A 17061-nucleotide genomic window follows, 5' to 3' on the forward strand; every position below is an offset into this window, starting at 1 on the left:
TTTGTTGGGTCAGTGCAAATCGCCTACCCTCAAATCATTGCATCTTTTTTTTTGATTTTTAAAGTCCAAATTGGTGTAAACCTGAGTTCGATTTATATAATTTATAAAAAAAGTACAATTTATAAAGGAAAAGCCATTGAAATTGAGTATATTTAAGTACCTAAAATTCAAATATTTAACTCAATACAATGGCTATTTCACAAGATAAAATTACCGAAATATTTTTTAACATTGATGAGTTTTGTCAACAATTAGATCAACTCATAGAGGCATCTTCTATTGGAAATCCTCCCAAACGAAAGCCAAAAATGTCACATAGTGAAATTATGACGATAATGGTTCTGTTTCATCTTAAGGGGTTTCGTGATATGAAGACCTTCTACAATAGCTATGTCCTTGTGCATATGAAATCCGAATTTCCGGAAACTGTAAGCTATAACCGTTTTACAGAGCTAATGCAGAAAGCGTGCTTACCTCTTGTCCTTTTCTTGAAGCACTGTTGTATGGGAGAAGGAACTGGCATTGCTTTTATCGATTCCACTCCCATTCGAGTTTGTAAAAATAAACGCATTTTTAATCACAAAACTTTCGACGGAATAGCAGCTAAGGGAAAATCAACGATGGGTTGGTTTTATGGCTTTAAATTGCACCTGGTTGTAAATGACAGAGGGGAACTACTCTCCTTTATGATCACTCCAGGAAATGTGGATGATAGAGAACCTCTTAAAAATGAGTCATTTATAAACTCTCTTCAAGGTAAGCTATTTGCTGATAAAGGATATATTTCAAAGACCCTAAGTGAGTTGCTTTTCGGCAATGGGATTCACCTTTTTACAGGAATTAGACGCAATATGAAGAACTGTCTGATGAGTTTTAATGATAAAATTTTGCTTCGTAAACGTTCCGTTATTGAGACAATAAATGATCAGCTAAAGAACATTTGCCAAGTAGAACATTCCAGACATAGATCATTTGGAAACTTCATTTCAAATTTAGTAGCAGGCTTGGTAGCTTATTCCTTTTTTGAAAAGAAACCTTCAATTAAATTTGAGACTGAAAACACTGGACAAATGGCTATTTTTTAAAATCGAACTCAGGTTGTAAGCTTGTTTTCTCCTCATTCATCCGTTTCGTTGGTAAAAACTTAAAATAGGAAACTATTCCCTCATTTTTCCCGCCTTATAGCTAAACGAGGATTAAGCATAAATAATACGCGTTAAGCCTGCCTAATTCGGCTTAAATTGTTGCGATTTGCTCAAAGTATTGATTCACAACCTCTGTCAGTTGGGTGGATTCAATTAAAAAGCCATCGTGACCGTAAAGGCTGTCTATTTCTGAATAATGTGCATTAGGCGTGTGCTTCGCTAAAAACTTTTGCTCTTCTATTGGAAATAGAATATCGGAACTCAGCCCGATGTATAAGCATGGAATCTGAATTTCGCCCAAAATAGCCTCAATTTCACCCCTGCCTCTTCCGATATTTTGGGAGTCCATCGCTTTGGACAGGTACCAATAACTGAAAGCATTGAATCTTTTAGCCATTTTTTCCCCCTGATAGCTTTGGTAGGTGCAGGCACGGAAATTATCCAGTTTGCTGTCATCCGGATCCTGCTGAGTCGCCAGATAAGTCTGATAATTACGATAAGAAAGCATGGCGACCGCCCTGGCAGTTTTCATTCCTTCCAATCCGGCTTTGTCTGATTTTTCCTGCCAGCTAGGATCCTGCTCAATGGCCATGCGTTGTGTCTGGTTAAAAGCAATACCCCAGGGAGAATGCTTGGCACTGGCTCCAATGCAGATCAGACTTTGAAATACTTCCGGCTGACTGATGATCCACTCTAAAGCCTGTTGTCCCCCAGAGAACAGCCGATTAATTGGCTTACCTTTTCAATATTTAAATGCTGTCTTAAAATATCAAAGGCACCAATGATGTCTCTGTTGGTCAGCAAAGGAAAGTCGTGATAATAGGGTGTCTTGGTTGCCGGATTAATACTTAATGGCCCGGTAGAGCCATAGCAACTGCCCAGCATATTGGCGCAAACAATGAAGTGTTTTTCCGGGTCAAAAAGTTTCCCTTCACCAAAAAGTCCCGGCCACCAATCCAATACATTGTCATTGCCGGAAAAGGCATGACAAACCCAGATGACGTTATCCTTCGCTTCATTAAGCTGACCAATAGTGGCATAAGCCAGCGTAAATTCCGGCAGTGTTTTGCCCTCTTCGGTAGTATAGGGTTGGGTATAATGAAATTCGTGTTGCGAGACCATGCTTGGGGTTTTATGTTACAGGCAAAAGGCACGGTCAAAAAAGATGCCGTGCCTGAAATAAAAAATGCTTATTTATTGGGCGATCGCTGATGCAAATGCAGTTTCGAATGCTTGCGTCAGGTCTCCTTTGATATCATCAATATGTTCGAAACCAACAGAAAGTCGAAGCGCATTAGGCGTAACGCCCGCAGCTACTCTCTCTTCCTCACTTAGTTGCTGGTGGGTCGTGGAAGCCGGGTGAATAATGAGTGTTTTAGCATCTCCTACATTGGCCAAATGACTCACCAATTTCAGGCTGTCCACAAATTTTTTAGTGGTTTCCAAATCTCCTTTTACAGAGAAAGATAGCACACCGCCAAATCCTCTCTTTAAATATTTTTTTGCAGTTTCATGGCCCGGGTGCGAAGGAAGTCCGGGATAACTAACGGACTCCACCAATTCATGCGCTTCCAGCCATTCTGCTACAGACTGAGCATTTTCCACGGTTCTTTCCACCCGAAGGGACAAAGTTTCCAATCCCTGAATGAGCTGGAAAGAGTTAAATGGGCTCAGTGCAGGGCCAAAATCTCTCAGGCCTTCCACTCTGGCGCGGATGATGTAGGCAATGTTTCCGAAAGGAGAGTCACTACCGAAGGTTTCCCAGAAGTTCAGGCCGTGGTAGCCTTCTGACGGTTCTGTGAATTGTGGGTATTTTCCATTACCCCAATTGTAATTTCCACCATCAATAATTACTCCTCCAATACTGGTGCCGTGTCCGCCAATCCATTTAGTGGCAGAAGCGGTCACGATATTAGCACCGTGTTCTAATGGACGGAATAAATAGCCGCCAGCACCGAAGGTGTTATCCACCACCAAAGGCACGTCATGCTTTTGGGCGACAGCAGCGATTTTTTCAAAATCCGGCACATTAAAAGAAGGGTTGCCAATGGTCTCCAGGTAAATCGCCTTGGTGTTTTCATCAATGAGCTGGTCAAAATGCTCCGCTTCATTGTCCTCGGTGAACTTAACCTCAATTCCCAGGCGCTTAAATGCTACTTTGAACTGATTGTAAGTTCCTCCGTACAAATTCGGGCTACTCACAATATTGTCTCCGGCATTCACAATATTATTCAGGGCAATAAACTGTGCAGCTTGTCCCGAACCCACAGCCAAAGCAGCTACCCCGCCTTCCAATGCGGCAATGCGCTGCTCGAAAACATCCGTAGTCGGATTCATGATACGGGTGTAGATATTGCCAAATTCCTTCAGGGCGAATAAATTAGCGCCATGGTCGGAATCCTTGAATACATAGGAGCTGGTCTGGAATAATGGCACTGCTCGCGAACGCGTATCGCTATCCAAAGTGTGACCGGCATGTAATTGAAGGGTTTCGAAATTTAAAGACTGAGACATTATTTCTGATTTTTTTATTTCAACGATTGATATGCTAATTCAACAATGCTGATCACCTTTGGGTGATGCCAATGTTACGATGCGTGAAAACGCTCCGTGGTCGGAAGTAGATGAATTATAATGCCACTAAGGGCGCATTCGTTGAAATGCATGAAAACACATCAGGCTACGGTTTGCAGTAGCTGAGGAAATAATATCAGAAGGTGCGATCTGAATCGCTTTGTGAAGCTGAATTAATCTCATTGTCTAACAATTTATATTCACCAATTAACTATGGTTCAGGAATTAGCACCTTAACGAGGGTCAGGTTGCTAGAGCTTCTTCGAGCCTGTCTCTCCACTCTTCTATATAAATCAATGCTCAGATTGAGCCTTGACTTGATGCCTCAAAGATGAGGGGCGGATTTTTGAAATCCAAATGAATGCCTGATTTTTTTGGTAATGGCCAAAATTTATAAGGGGGTAGATCCGGTATGGCTAATTAGATTTCAAATTCTAAATCTTCGGCCTTATTTTGCTGATATTCAAAATGAAAGTCAAACCAAAAATCATAATCCGCATAAGGAACACAGTCCTTCCACTCCTGACTATCAATTTTTATTGACTGGATTAAATTTCGGGGAATCCACTGCAAGAGTTCACCCGCCTGATGAATAGGTAATTCTGAAATTCTGACAAATTCAAAGCCCAAATGATTTGTAGGAGAATGCTTCATAATTCAGGTATAAAAATTTCTATTAAGATACCGATCATGAATTTGATTATCAACAGTATAAGGTTATTTCCTTGTTAAATATTGTTAAACAAAAAGTCCCATTTGTTATCTTGATTTTTCCTGAATGAAACCCTTATGGAGCGGAGAGCCTGAAAGTAGATTTTATTGGAAAGTGGTCGGAGTAGGGGACTTCACGAAGTGTTTTAAAATTATTCAATTCAAAAGCATCTGAATAAAACTGATTGTCTATTCTGAGGAAAAACATCGGGCTGTTCATGCTGAAACCAAAACCCCTCCCCTTTTGCTCAAAGGCATTGTGAAGGTTTTTTCGAAATTGTTGATAATTATAGGTAAACGGAGGGTCATTAAAATCACCACAAACCAATACCGGATACGGAGACTGGGCAATATGCGCTAGTATCGGATGGGTCTGGATTACCCTTTTCTGAATGCCACTTTTAAGTTTTGAGAGGAGTATGGGGTATGCTTCACTGGCTTTTTGCCATTCCAATTCCGGATTGATTCCCATAGAATGTAGATGTAAATTATAGACACGTATGGTGTCTTTTGGGGATAATAAAACATCTGCAAATATGGCCTGATTGATGCTGGACTCTCCGATATCTATCTTTCCTCCCTTTAAAATCGGAAACTTACTGAAAATCGCCATCCCCCTGGCAAATTCGTCATTTTCAGCAAATTGATGATAATTCAATACGTAAGGCTCATAGCCTTTTTGCTTTAATTTTTGACTCACATTCAAGGCTTTCCATCGGCCGTCGCTGTAATATTCCTGCAGGCATTTAATAGCGGAAGTATCTTCGACTATGAAATTGATCATTTCCTGGGAGTACACCCAGCCTTTGGCTTCCTCCGCCTTATATTCTCGCATCAACCGGCTATTGTAGCTCAGCACTTCAAAAGATTTTCTCTTTTGATCAGTTACTACGGAGTTCCACTGAAAAATTTCCGGCATTACAAATACCCCAAAGAGTAACAAGCCTAAGCTTAAGAAGGGAATCCGGTGACGAAGGATGAGCTGAAAAGCAATATTCATTAACAGACAAAGCATCAAAACCGGTATGCCGTAGGAAAGGATTCCCGCGGGCCAGAATAGTGTTGGCGGAATAAAAATACTGCCATATATCAGCAGGCTAGTGATGATTAAAAAGATATTGAGTATCCTGAGCATAATGAAGTTAGGGCAAAACAAAACTGAATCATTGTCCTTTTTTAATACTAATTAGTATTTAAGGGTTGATGGTTTTTGAATCCTGTTATATAAATGACAATAGGGCATAATAAAGGTTATTTCCACCGAATTTAATGGATCCTTTTGATTACCTTTGGCGTCAAATAAAAAAAAGAGTATTTGCTATGGCAACCTTTCTAATTGTTATCGGATTCTTCGCAGCTTTTTTTGTGATGATGTCTGTTCGTCTGATTTTGAAAAAAGATGGGGAGTTCAGAGGTACTTGTGCTTCTCAAAGTCCTTTTCTAAACAAATCGGGGAACCCTGTGGCTTTTGTGGAAAAACACCGGAACAATGTAAAAATCGCAAAAACGTCAGCAACGCTCCCACTGTTGACGACCTTTTAGCGGGCAAGCAGTAGTGTACTTTTTTGTATCTTAATCTGTTTATTTATTGTCATTTTAAGAGACAGGTCTAAGTTTTTTTTTATTATTTTTGCCGAGAATCATTAGAATTATAGATGACACTGATTAAATCAATTTCGGGTATCCGAGGTACGATTGGAGGACAAGCTGGAGAGGCCCTGACTCCTGTGGATGTGGTTAAATTCGCCGCAGCTTTTGGTAGTTGGGTGGTAAAGCAAACGAACATCCCAAAGATCGTAATTGGACGTGATGCACGTATTTCCGGAGAGATGGTGTCCAACCTTGTGGTGGCTACGCTTCAGGGATTGGGAATTGATGTGGTAGACTTAGGTCTTTCCACCACACCGACTGTGGAAATTGCGGTGCCGCTTGAGGAGGCCGGAGGAGGAATTATCCTTACTGCCAGCCATAACCCTATCCAATGGAATGCCCTTAAATTACTAAATGCCAAAGGTGAGTTTATTTCTGCTCAGGATGGTGCCGAAGTTTTGGAAATTGCCGAGGCAGAAGCATTCAATTTTGCGGAAGTGAAAGCTTTAGGTAAAGTAAGCAAGGCAGATCACTATATTGATAAGCACATTGAAATGATTTTGGCACTTCCATTAGTGGATGTTGAAGCCATTAAGGCCGCCAATTTCAGAGTAGCCATTGATTGTGTGAACTCAACCGGAGGAATTTCCCTTCCTCCCTTATTGAAAGCCTTGGGTGTGGAAGAAGTAACAGAGTTTTACTGTGAGCCAAACGGTCACTTCCCGCACAATCCGGAACCATTACCGGAAAACCTGCGTCAGTTCTCTCAGGAGTTGCAAAGTGGTGATTTCGATTTAGGAATCGTTGTGGATCCTGATGTGGATCGCCTGGTATTCATGAAGGAAGATGGGGAGTCTTTCGGCGAAGAATACACTTTGGTGGCCATATCAGATTACGTTTTGAAAGCCAATGGTGGCGGAAGCACGGTATCTAATTTGTCTTCCACACGTGCGCTGCGCGATGTAACCGAGAAAGCAGGTGGTACTTACACGGCTGCCGCAGTGGGTGAAGTCAATGTGGTGACGCAAATGAAAGCTACCGATGCGGTGATCGGTGGAGAAGGTAACGGAGGTGTGATTTATCCGGAATTGCATTACGGACGTGATGCGCTGGTAGGAATTGCTTTATTCCTGACTCAGCTGGCAAAATTCGGTAAGTCGATTTCCTTCCTGAGATCAACCTATCCCAATTATTTCATTAGCAAAAACAAAATTGAATTGACTCCGGATGTGGATGTGGATTTGATTTTAGAAAAAATTGCTGCGAAATATGCTAAGCATCCGGTTAACACCATTGATGGTGTGAAAATTGATTTTGAGGACGAGTGGGTACACCTGCGTAAGTCGAATACGGAGCCGATTATCCGCATTTATGCAGAGTCTCCTTCCTTGGCAACCGCAGAGCACCTGGCCAACAAAATTATTTCAGACATTCGGGAGATTATTATGGAATCCAAAAGCGAGGCCGAATAATCTATTGATATAAGTAAAAATCTGAAAAAAAACCGTATGGCAGTAGCTGTACGGTTTTTTTTCATCCAAAAGGTGCTTATTATAGCCTTTGAAAAACAAATTAGCAGTCAGGACTAAGATTTTTAGGACCATGGTAAGCCGTGGTAAACAGGAGATATGAAGGTATATTTTGATAATGCAGCTACCTCTCCGGTGGCTCCCGAGGTATTTGAGGAGATGATTCCTTTTTTGAGGGATCATTTTGGTAATCCTAATTCACAGCATTCCCACGGGCGAGAAAACCGTTCGGCCATTGAAAAAGCCCGCAAGTTGGTGGCGCAGAAACTGGGCGCCCAAACCAATGAAATATTTTTTACTTCCGGCGGTACAGAGTCTGACAATACAGCCATTCTGGGAGCAGTAAAGGCTTTTGGTTTAAAGCATATCATTACTTCCCCGCTGGAGCATCATGCCGTTTTGCATACCGTAGAGCATTTAGCAAAAGAGGGTTTGATGACCTTACATTTGCTGAAAGTTGATCAGCAGGGAAATATTGATTTTACCCATTTAGAGGAATTATTGAAAGCGCATGGCGCCGAAAGCCTGGTGACTTTGATGCATGGCAATAATGAGATCGGGAATTTACTGGATCTGGAAGCTGTCGGGGAGCTGGCCCACCAATACGGAGCCCGCTTTCATACCGATGCCGTGCAAACGGTGGGGCATTATCCTTTTAATCTTTCCGAAACAAAAGTGGATTTTCTGGCTGCCTCTGCCCATAAATTTAATGGCCCAAAAGGAATTGGTATTCTTTATGTCGCCAAAGAAAATAAAATCGGTCCCTTTATTCATGGTGGTGGACAGGAGCGCGGTATGCGTGGTGGTACGGAGAATGTGGCCAGCATCGTAGGGATGGCGAAGGCCCTGGAAATAGCCCATGATCGCATGGAGGCTGATATTTCCCATGGAAAGTCTATCAAATCCTATTTAAAAGAAAGTTTGGAGGCCAAATTGGCCGGAGTTCAGTTCAATGGACGCTCTGGAGACTTGGAGGCCAGCCTGTATGGCGTACTGAATGTGAGCCTACCTTCTTCCAAAGATGCCGGTATGCTGCTTTTCAGCCTTGACCTGAAGGGGATTTCTGCTTCTGGTGGGAGTGCATGTTCCTCCGGTGCCCTGACGGGTTCTCATGTTTTGACCGGTATTAAGGCCGACGAAAATCGCCCAAGCGTGCGTTTTTCTTTTGGTCGCTATAATACCAAAGAGGAAGTAGATTATGTGGTAGAACAACTGCTGGCGATTCTATAATTTATAAGGGGAATTATTCAGACCTAAATCCTCATTGAGCTGAAAGGTGAGAAAAATGAAGGAGTTTTTCCGATTTCGTTATTTCCAACGAAGCAGATGAATGAGGAGAAAGCAAGCATACCCAATTTGAGCTATTGATAATTCGAGAAAACTAACCGGATAATACTGAGGTGTAGGTATTTATAATGATTCACTAAATCTAGTGGTGAATATTCGGCTTAAGGGGAAATCCCTCGCAAGCTCGGGTCGGGCTGTCGTGGCTCGCTTTTTTGCCTGATTTTACTCCAAAACCAAGGCAGGCAAAAAGAGCTCAGACAGGCCCACTCCATCCCTTTTCCAAGGCCTTCGGCCAAAAAAAAAGGCTGTCTTCTTCCGGACAGCCTTTTTTTATTTTCTAAACCAGATCAGGCATTCACCAAATCCGATTGGTTTTTCAATACGATTTGCTTTAAGCACTCTACCCAAAGCGGATGGTTATTCAGACTTTCAACCAGGTCCCATTGTTCTCCGCCAGCTTCCATGAACTCCTCCTTGAACTCATCCCCCACCTCAATAGTGGTCTCCAGGCAGTCGGCAATAAAGCTGGGTGAAAAAGCCAGCACCTTTTTATGGCCCATTGCAGGGAGTTGTTTCAGGAGCTCATCTGCATAAGGCTGAATCCATGGATCTTTCCCCAGTCTGGATTGGAAGGCTACAGTATATTTTTCTTCCGGAATGCCCAATGCTGCAGCAATTAGTCTGGAGGTTTGGTAACATTGTGCTCGGTAGCAGTATTTGTTCTTTTTGTTGTAAGTGGCGCAGCACTTATCATTCAGCTTACAGTAGCCGCCATTGGAGGCCTTATGAATCTGGCGTTCCGGCACGCCGTGATAGCTGAAAAGGAAATGGTCATAATCCGTTTGCTCCATTAGGGGCAAAGCGCGCTCTTTAATCGTCGCGATGAAAAGCTCTTCCTCTAAAAACTGCTCTACGAATTTAATGGTTGGAATCACCTGCCAGTCTTTCACGATTTCCATCACCTTGTCTGCCACAGAACCTGTAGTTGCTGATGCATATTGTGGGAATAAAGGAATGACCAATATCTCCCCCACATCATTTTTTCGTAATTCTTCCAAAGCCACCTGTATGCTGGGGTTCTGATAGCGCATGCCCAGCGCTACCACATAATCCTCTCCCAGCGATTGCTGTAAGGCAGCCTGCACATCTGCTCCATAAAACATCAGGGGAGAGCCACGGTCTTCCCATAGCTCCTGATAAGTTTTGGCCGACTTAGGAGCTCGGAAAGGTGCGATAATCAAATTTACCAGCATCCATCGGCTGATAAAAGGAATATCAATCACACGCTTGTCCATCAGGAACTCACGCAGGTATTTTCGCACATCAGGGGTCGCAGGACTATCCGGAGTTCCCAGATTGACCAGTAAAATGCCTTTTTTGACTTTGGGTGTATTCATTGGAATTTTCTTCGTAAAATGGTTTGTTTACACTGTTCTCTTCTCCAATTGGGGAGTTTCAGTGATGGTTTATAGCGTTGGTTGGTTTGGGCCGCCTGAGGAAAGGGCATAAAAAAACTCTTTCCTGCGTAAAAATAGCAAAAAAGAGTTTTACTCATAGCTTTATGAGGCAGATCAATCCTCAGTCACCAGTTCTGCGATAACTGTTTTGCCACCTTTGGTTTTCTGATTCAGGTCTACTTTTACTTTGGTGTCCAATGGAAGAAAAACATCTACGCGGCTACCGAACTTGATGAAACCGTATTCTTGTCCGGCTTTGTACTCATCCCCCTCATTGGCGTAAATCTTGATTCTTCGGGCCATGGCACCGGCAATTTGTCTGACCAATACCTCTACCCCGTTTTCCATTTTAAGCACCATAGTGGTACGCTCATTTTCGGAGCTTGCTTTCGGGTGCCATGCCACCAAATATTTTCCTGCGTGATATTTGCAGAAAGACACGATTCCATTCACAGGCGCCCGGTTGTTATGCACATTCAGTGGCGACATGAAAATGGATATCTGCTTGCGCATTCCATTGAAATATTCATTCTCCATTACGTCTTCAATCACGACTACCTTCCCGTCCGCCGGAGCGATGACCTGACCCTCAGAAATTTCCAGCTTGCGCTTGGGCATGCGGAAAAACTGAAGATTTAATAAAAAGAAAATGACACTTACAATCTGACTTACCCTGTGCATAATTACCTTATCCGGAAAGGAATAGATCAATGCTGCATTAATGCCCGCCAAAATCAATAGTAAAACCGTTAAATACGTTCTACCTTCTCTATGTATAGTCATGATATTTTATTGCTCTTGGATTATGTTGCTTGTCAGACCTGAGGCCATACAAAAAAACAAAGATAAATAAAAAGCAGACAATATTCTATTGCCTGCCTTGGTCACTTTTAAAAAAGCGGAATATTTCAATTTTCTAGTATCCTCCTCTGTATTTATAAGCTTTGTTAATCTTGCTGATTGCCACGATATAAGCAGCGATTCGCATAGGAACATTATAGCGGTTGTGCTTATTATAAACATTTTCAAATGCAGCACGAATGGTCCGGTCTGCACGTCTGTTTACTCGTTCACGCGTCCATTTATAACCCAATCGGTTCTGAACCCACTCAAAATAAGAGACGGTAACACCACCTGCATTGGCCAAAATGTCCGGTACCACCATGATGCCCTTTTTGTTGATGATCTCATCCGCTGCAGCCATGGTCGGACCGTTAGCTCCTTCTACAATTAACCTGGCCTGAATGCGGTCTGCATTCTTAGGGGTGATCACATCTTCCTTAGCGGCGGGAATCAATACGTCGACGTCCAGGAATAAAAGCTCCTCTGCATCTTCCATTTTGGTAGCACCGTCGAAGCCTTCCAAAGTACGCTCATTATTGTCGCGGTAATCAATAGCCTCCTGAATATTAATACCATTTTCATTATAATAGGAGCCTGAAATATCAGAGATGGCCACCACTTTTGCGCCTCTTTCCTGTAAAAGCAAAGCTGCAAAGGAACCTACATTTCCAAAGCCCTGTACAGCAATAATTGAATTGTAGGGGTTAATCTGAAGTTTTTCCATGGCAGACAAACAGCTGATCATTACTCCACGGCCAGTGGCCTCGGCGCGTCCTAAGGAGCCTCCTAAGGTTATTGGTTTTCCGGTCACTACCGCATTCACCGTCATACCGTGATTGCGGGAGTATTCATCCATCATCCAGGCCATTTCCCTTGGGCCTGTTCCCATGTCTGGCGCCGGAATATCCCTATCCGGACCGAAAACTTCTGCCATCGCAGTGGTGTAGGCGCGGGTAAGGCGCTCAATTTCCCCGGCAGACATTTTGCGCGGGTCACATTTAATGCCCCCTTTTGCGCCACCATAAGGAATATCCACCACGGCACATTTCCAGGTCATCCAGGCTGCAAGTGCCTTAACCTCGTCCAGATTTACGTCCATATCGTAACGAACGCCCCCTTTCGAAGGTCCTAAGATGTTGGAGTGAATGACGCGATAGCCTTCAAATACCTGAATGGAGCCATTGTCCATGGTGATGGGCAGGCTTACAAGCACCTGCTTATCGGGGGATTTTAAGACATTGTAAACTTCATCTTCTAATCCTAACTTCTCTGCTGCAATGATGAAGCGAGACATCATGGATTCAAAAGGATTTTCATGATCCTTTATTGGTGCGGGTTCGATGTAAGCCATATCCTGTAAATAGAATGTTGTTCGTTTTGTAATACGAATGCTAATTTAGGAAAATTGCTAAATTTCCAATATCAGCATTGAAAAAACTTCTGATTTTAAAAAAGTCTTAAAATTTCAAAGAAGGCCGCGATGAATGGTATGGATAATAAGAGGCCATCAAATCGATCCAAAAATCCTCCATGTCCGGGAAGTGTAGAGGCGGAATCTTTTATTTCGATGCTTCTCTTAAACAGAGATTCTACCAAATCGCCATAACTTCCGGCAATGATGATGATCACCGATAAGCCGATCCATTGCTCCAAAGGCAGCGTCCCCCAAAAATAATGTAAGACTACCGCCACTGTTAACGATAAAATGGCTCCTCCGGCGAATCCTTCCCAGGTTTTTTTCGGCGAAATTCGCTCAAACAGCTTGTTTTTGCCAAAATTCACCCCAGCAAAGTAAGCGCCGGTATCACTTGCCCAAAGCAGTAATAGCATACCCAGCACGATATGGCTTTGATAGCTTCCCTGAGAGAAAGCGCAGTAGTGCAATAAGGTAAAGGGTAGGCCGACATAGATAATCCCCAACACCGTATGAGCAATAGAGTTGAAGGGTTTTTCTTCCGGTCTTTGGTATAATTTGGAAAAATAAATGATTCCTAAAATAGGGCCGAGCAACATCATCAACGAAATGGACCAGCCTTCCTGAAAGTGAAAGAAAGTGATCAGGTTCATTCCCGCCCCGATAATGGTTCCTAAAATGGCGTAGGGCTGATGTCCGTCTGCTTTTATCAGGCGGTAAAATTCCAGCTGGGCCAAAATAGAGATAACAAAGAAAAGGATGAAGTAGGAATAGGCATTAAAAAATATGGCGGAAATCATTACGGCCATACCGATTAATCCGGTGATGATGCGCTGGGTGAGGTTGCTGAATTTATTCAAACTTGATGTCATTTTCAATAAGCTGTTTGGCCCTGAGCAGATCATCGCGTTGCACTTTGATCTCATAGTTACCGAAAATGGCATAGGCCCGGTCCTTTTTATCCATTAAAAAGGCGGGAATATTATTTTGTTCCAATACATCCCTGACGATGGTTGCGCGCTGCAAATTCTTCGTCTTATAGGCAGTTTGCCAATTTTCCATAATCCTCAAAAGGGCTTTGTAATCGGAACCAAAGGTAATATTAATTGCTTAATTTATATCATATTCGCCGGAATGTTCTGATCGAAGAACAATAAGCCTTCACTCTGCGCAGGGAGATATTGAATTTGATTTTTCCAATCCCATAAGCCTTTTCTTATTTTTACCTCCCTTTCCATTCTGGTTTTAAGAAAGTTAAGTGGATCGTAATCCTGGGCATTCCAGCATGCTTTGGCAATGCCGTTTAACTGTTGGAGGTGCTGTTCGCTCCTGTCCAGCAATAGGTTGATTAGGTCTTCGTAGCTATCAATGGCGGGATGTGGCGGATGGACTTCAGGGTTTTCAGCCACCTGCCCACATTCCTGCAAGTAATTCATCATCTGGTTCTGAAAGTTCCAGTGCTGTTCAGCGGCTTGCCTGCAATAGGTTTTCATACCGGTGAAGCCATTGGTCTCGCACCAGTTTTGAAAAAAGAGATGAGCAGAACGGCTGTGGGCTTCCGCAGCGATGAATTCGTTAAGGGAAAGGACGGTTGATTTTTGTAATCGCATGAACAGGGAAAATTGAAAGCAGAAAATAACAAAATGGATTTGCAGCATCAACTTTCAGTTTACCTTTTTGTCTTACTGTTTTTCCTGAAATTTGGAAATTATTCCCTCTTTTAACCATGGATTTATCAAGGGGCAGACTTTTTTGATCAAATACAAACCATTAAATTTGTATCTGCTTTATGCAAATGGTCTGAAAATAGGCAGGTTATTTGTTTGAAGGTAAAGGAATTGAGTGAATACTTGGTTCAAATAGTATTTGGAACAGTCTGCAATAGGTGGACTTAAAAATTAGGAAAAGCCCTATGGTAAAAATTGGAGAAGTAGAATTAGGCGATTATCCCTTGTTGCTTGCCCCTATGGAGGATGTGAGTGACCCGCCATTCCGTGCCGTGTGCAAGGAAAATGGTGCAGATATGATGTATACAGAGTTTATTTCTGCTGAAGGTCTGATTCGAGATGCTGCCAAAAGCCGTCAAAAACTGGATATTTATAATGAGGAACGCCCGATAGGTATTCAAATTTTTGGAGATAAGATAGAATCTATGCGGGAGGCAGCCGCCATTGCTGAGGAGGCTGATCCTGAATTGATTGATATTAATTACGGTTGTCCGGTAAAAAAAGTAGCCTGTAAAGGGGCTGGCGCCGGCATTCTGAAGGATATTCCGAAGATGCAGCGCATGACGGAGGAAATTGTCAAGCAGGTGAAAAAACCGGTAACGGTAAAAACCCGCCTGGGCTGGGACAGCAATACGATTCAGATCCTGGAAGTAGCCAAGCGCCTGCAGGATGTGGGTATTGCTGCACTGACGATCCACGGCCGTACGCGCCAGCAAATGTATAAAGGCGAGGCGGACTGGAATCCGATTGCAGAAGTGAAAAACCACCCGGATATTCATATTCCCATTTTCGGAAATGGTGATATTGATTCACCGGAGAAAGCCCTGGAGTATAAAGAAAAATTTGGATTGGATGGCGCCATGATCGGTCGTGCGGCCATCGGATACCCCTGGATCTTCAAAGAAATTAAACACTTCATGGCCACAGGAGAAAAGCTTGCTCCGCCGACTTTAGAGGAAAGAGTTTCTATCGCTAAACGTCATTTGGAGTTTTCGTTGGAGTGGAAAGGTGAGCGTCAGGGAATTTTGGAAATGCGTCGCCATTACACCAATTATTTCCGTGGAGTAGCCAACTTTAAGCCTTACCGAATGAAACTGGTAGAAAGCCTGGATCCGAAGGAATTGTTCGGTGTATTGGATGAGGTTCAGACAAACTTAATCCTGCCGGAGCCTGTTTAAGATAAGCCCAAGGAAGCCGAGCAATATGGCTTCCTTTTTTATTGACCTACATTATCCTATATTCCGTCATGGAAAGAATTTACACCTACCTCAGGCAAAGTGTTACCTCTAACTGGCTAATGCTTTTTATCCTGTCTTTTGTCTGGGGCAGTTCATTTATCTTAATAAAAAGGGGACTGGATGTATTCACTGCTCCGCAGGTAGGCGCCATTCGGATGCTGTCAGCGGGCATGTTCTTATTTCCATTAGGAGTAAGAGCTTTGAGCAATGTGAAGCGACGTCACCTATTTCCCCTCTTCTTTTCAGGTTTTATAGGTTCTTTGGTGCCGGCCTATTTATTCGCCAAGGCGGAGACACAGCTCAGCAGTGCGATTACCGGCATCCTCAATGCCCTGACCCCCCTCTTTGTTTTGATCATCGGTACGCTGGTTTTTCGTCTGGCCATATTCACCAAACGCATTGGTTTTGGCCTGATGGTGGCTTTTGGTGGTACGGTGATTTTATTATTGGCGGATGCCGGAGGAGATATTCTCGAGATTAACTTCTTCGCCATTTTTGTGCTAATTGCCACTATTTGCTATGGGTTCAATGCCAATGTGGTGAAGGCTTTTTTGTCTGATTTGAAGCCCTTGGAAATTACCAGTGTGGCATTGGGCATGATGGTGCCGATCGCAGCGATTTATCTTTTCGGTTTTTCCGATTTTTCCGACCGGATTTTATTAGAGGAAAAGGCCTATGTTTCCCTGGGGTATTTGTTGATTTTAGGTTTTTTAGGAACTTCTCTGGCGCAGATTGCCTTCAATCGACTGGTGCAACAAGCCGGGCCCGTCTTTGCTAGTTTGGTGACCTATCTGATCCCCATTTTCGCCCTTCTTTGGGGCGTGTGGGATGGCGAGCAAATTTTAATTGGGCACTATATGGGCATGATGACCATCGTATTGGGGGTGGCGATCACCAATGAAAAGTTGTAATTCATTGAATTTCAGCTTTTTTATTACGCTTTGCCTTTGGTGGAACAAATGAATCGGTTAGGCTTTTAAAATGCTTTTGTTTACTTTGTAAATGTCTTAAATACAGCATTTTACTACTCTATTATTTGTTTGCCTCATGGAAAATTTGATCCCCACCTCCGTTATTCCCCAAGATCGCTTTTCATCTGTTTTAGAGCCTATACAGGAAAACTTATCCATGCTTTCAGAGCTATTACACCGGCATCAAAGAGCCAATTTACCCGCCATGGGGAAGGAACGGTAGATTTTGTGAAAGAAGCTCTGATAAAGGCCAAATTACAGCCTGAGGCTATTCCAGGGCGGATAAGTATTCGGGATCTTGAGCAGAAAGTAGAGTTAATAGAGCGGATTGAAGAAGCACTGCGTCCTCTGGAAGTTATGCGGGAGAAATTGGCGCAGGCGGCATTGCTCACTGCCAGCGAAGTTTATGTGCCCTGTCTGAGTATTCATAATGCGCTTAAATTAAAAGAAATTAAAGAGGCTTCAGATAAATTGACAGAAATTGAAACCCTGAAGGACTAAGGGCGTTTGCATAAGTGCTACGTAAATGAATTGATTAAAAAAAGGCTATCCAATCGGGATAGCCTTTTTTCTGC

The 17061-nt window shown here is 42.9% G+C and carries 15 protein-coding genes, 2 pseudogenes and 1 riboswitch; of the genes and pseudogenes, 7 read left to right on the forward strand and 10 right to left on the reverse strand.

The features are described from left to right. The first annotated feature begins 188 nt into the window (after nt 1-188). On the forward strand, nt 189-1085 hold the full coding sequence (locus tag NG22_RS15345; protein ID WP_053406531.1) for an IS982 family transposase: 897 nt from the start codon (nt 189-191) through the stop codon (nt 1083-1085). Between the two features lie 151 nt (nt 1086-1236). Here NG22_RS15345 and metX read toward each other — a convergent pair. The 4 genes and pseudogenes from metX to NG22_RS15365 all read right to left on the reverse strand — a co-directional run bounded on the left by metX (nt 1237) and on the right by NG22_RS15365 (nt 5565). Continuing rightward, nucleotides 1237-2267 (reverse strand): annotated as a pseudogene (metX, locus tag NG22_RS15350) (homoserine O-acetyltransferase). 72 nt (nt 2268-2339) lie between these two features. Further along, complete coding sequence (locus NG22_RS15355; RefSeq protein WP_053406532.1) at nt 2340-3659, reverse strand: O-acetylhomoserine aminocarboxypropyltransferase/cysteine synthase family protein; 1320 nt, start codon at nt 3657-3659, stop codon at nt 2340-2342. Nucleotides 3660-3910: 251 nt separating this feature from the next. Further along, nucleotides 3911-4014: riboswitch (SAM riboswitch) on the reverse strand. Between the two features lie 125 nt (nt 4015-4139). Then, a complete protein-coding gene (locus tag NG22_RS15360; protein WP_053406533.1) occupies nt 4140-4373 on the reverse strand; it encodes a hypothetical protein in 234 nt (77 codons plus the stop codon). Nucleotides 4374-4506: 133 nt separating this feature from the next. Then, entirely contained in the window at nt 4507-5565 is a 1059-nt protein-coding gene (locus NG22_RS15365; RefSeq protein ID WP_082305100.1) for an endonuclease/exonuclease/phosphatase family protein, read from the reverse strand. A 185-nt stretch (nt 5566-5750) separates the two neighbouring features. Between NG22_RS15365 and NG22_RS15370 the strand changes: the two are divergent. The 3 genes and pseudogenes from NG22_RS15370 (at nt 5751) to NG22_RS15380 (ending at nt 8779) form a co-directional block, all read left to right on the forward strand. Beyond that, nucleotides 5751-5986, forward strand: a pseudogene (locus NG22_RS15370) (hypothetical protein). Between the two features lie 99 nt (nt 5987-6085). Next, the gene (gene glmM, locus NG22_RS15375; RefSeq protein WP_053406535.1) at nt 6086-7492 is read left to right on the forward strand and encodes a phosphoglucosamine mutase; all 1407 of its coding nucleotides are present in this window, start codon (nt 6086-6088) and stop codon (nt 7490-7492) included. A gap of 156 nt (nt 7493-7648) precedes the next feature. Further along, complete coding sequence (locus tag NG22_RS15380) at nt 7649-8779, forward strand: cysteine desulfurase family protein (protein ID WP_053406536.1); 1131 nt, start codon at nt 7649-7651, stop codon at nt 8777-8779. A 404-nt stretch (nt 8780-9183) separates the two neighbouring features. Here NG22_RS15380 and hemH read toward each other — a convergent pair whose 3' ends face one another. The 6 genes from hemH to NG22_RS15410 all read right to left on the reverse strand — a co-directional run bounded on the left by hemH (nt 9184) and on the right by NG22_RS15410 (nt 14160). Continuing rightward, nucleotides 9184-10233 carry a ferrochelatase gene (gene hemH, locus NG22_RS15385; protein ID WP_053406537.1) on the reverse strand — a complete coding sequence of 350 codons (1050 nt, stop codon included), beginning with the start codon at nt 10231-10233 and terminating at the stop codon, nt 9184-9186. Between the two features lie 174 nt (nt 10234-10407). Beyond that, nucleotides 10408-11076, reverse strand: coding sequence for a phosphatidylserine decarboxylase family protein (locus tag NG22_RS15390; RefSeq protein ID WP_053406538.1), 669 nt, complete (start codon nt 11074-11076; stop codon nt 10408-10410). A 133-nt stretch (nt 11077-11209) separates the two neighbouring features. Then, nucleotides 11210-12487 carry a Glu/Leu/Phe/Val dehydrogenase gene (locus tag NG22_RS15395; protein ID WP_053406539.1) on the reverse strand — a complete coding sequence of 426 codons (1278 nt, stop codon included), beginning with the start codon at nt 12485-12487 and terminating at the stop codon, nt 11210-11212. A 95-nt stretch (nt 12488-12582) separates the two neighbouring features. Then, nucleotides 12583-13410, reverse strand: coding sequence for a phosphatidate cytidylyltransferase (locus NG22_RS15400; RefSeq protein ID WP_338237592.1), 828 nt, complete (start codon nt 13408-13410; stop codon nt 12583-12585). Continuing rightward, nucleotides 13403-13612: a DUF2007 domain-containing protein gene (locus tag NG22_RS15405; RefSeq protein WP_053406541.1), complete on the reverse strand. Its 210-nt coding sequence runs from the start codon at nt 13610-13612 to the stop codon at nt 13403-13405. The genes NG22_RS15400 and NG22_RS15405 overlap by 8 nt, the downstream gene beginning before the upstream one ends. A 53-nt stretch (nt 13613-13665) precedes the next feature. Continuing rightward, complete coding sequence (locus NG22_RS15410; RefSeq protein ID WP_053406542.1) at nt 13666-14160, reverse strand: ferritin; 495 nt, start codon at nt 14158-14160, stop codon at nt 13666-13668. 302 nt (nt 14161-14462) lie between these two features. On the opposite strand from NG22_RS15410, the gene dusB reads away from it, so the two are divergent. The 3 genes from dusB (at nt 14463) to NG22_RS17870 (ending at nt 16987) form a co-directional block, all read left to right on the forward strand. Beyond that, nucleotides 14463-15455: a tRNA dihydrouridine synthase DusB gene (gene dusB / locus NG22_RS15415; protein ID WP_053406543.1), complete on the forward strand. Its 993-nt coding sequence runs from the start codon at nt 14463-14465 to the stop codon at nt 15453-15455. 68 nt (nt 15456-15523) lie between these two features. Beyond that, a complete protein-coding gene (locus NG22_RS15420) occupies nt 15524-16426 on the forward strand; it encodes a DMT family transporter (RefSeq protein ID WP_253275705.1) in 903 nt (300 codons plus the stop codon). A 288-nt stretch (nt 16427-16714) separates the two neighbouring features. Further along, nucleotides 16715-16987, forward strand: coding sequence for a hypothetical protein (locus NG22_RS17870; protein WP_157601145.1), 273 nt, complete (start codon nt 16715-16717; stop codon nt 16985-16987). Nucleotides 16988-17061: the final 74 nt, after the last annotated feature.

Source organism: Persicobacter sp. CCB-QB2, from assembly GCF_001274635.1.
Lineage (GTDB): Bacteria > Bacteroidota > Bacteroidia > Cytophagales > Cyclobacteriaceae > Persicobacter > Persicobacter diffluens.

Coding starts and splice junctions, on each gene's coding strand:
- NG22_RS15345 (WP_053406531.1), top strand. CDS start 189: ATGGCTATTTCACAAGATAAAATTACCGAAATATTTTTTAACATTGAT.
- NG22_RS15355 (WP_053406532.1), bottom strand. CDS start 3,659: ATGTCTCAGTCTTTAAATTTCGAAACCCTTCAATTACATGCCGGTCAC.
- NG22_RS15360 (WP_053406533.1), bottom strand. CDS start 4,373: ATGAAGCATTCTCCTACAAATCATTTGGGCTTTGAATTTGTCAGAATT.
- NG22_RS15365 (WP_082305100.1), bottom strand. CDS start 5,565: ATGCTCAGGATACTCAATATCTTTTTAATCATCACTAGCCTGCTGATA.
- glmM (WP_053406535.1), top strand. CDS start 6,086: ATGACACTGATTAAATCAATTTCGGGTATCCGAGGTACGATTGGAGGA.
- NG22_RS15380 (WP_053406536.1), top strand. CDS start 7,649: ATGAAGGTATATTTTGATAATGCAGCTACCTCTCCGGTGGCTCCCGAG.
- hemH (WP_053406537.1), bottom strand. CDS start 10,233: ATGAATACACCCAAAGTCAAAAAAGGCATTTTACTGGTCAATCTGGGA.
- NG22_RS15390 (WP_053406538.1), bottom strand. CDS start 11,076: ATGACTATACATAGAGAAGGTAGAACGTATTTAACGGTTTTACTATTG.
- NG22_RS15395 (WP_053406539.1), bottom strand. CDS start 12,487: ATGGCTTACATCGAACCCGCACCAATAAAGGATCATGAAAATCCTTTT.
- NG22_RS15405 (WP_053406541.1), bottom strand. CDS start 13,612: ATGGAAAATTGGCAAACTGCCTATAAGACGAAGAATTTGCAGCGCGCA.
- NG22_RS15410 (WP_053406542.1), bottom strand. CDS start 14,160: ATGCGATTACAAAAATCAACCGTCCTTTCCCTTAACGAATTCATCGCT.
- dusB (WP_053406543.1), top strand. CDS start 14,463: ATGGTAAAAATTGGAGAAGTAGAATTAGGCGATTATCCCTTGTTGCTT.
- NG22_RS15420 (WP_253275705.1), top strand. CDS start 15,524: ATGGAAAGAATTTACACCTACCTCAGGCAAAGTGTTACCTCTAACTGG.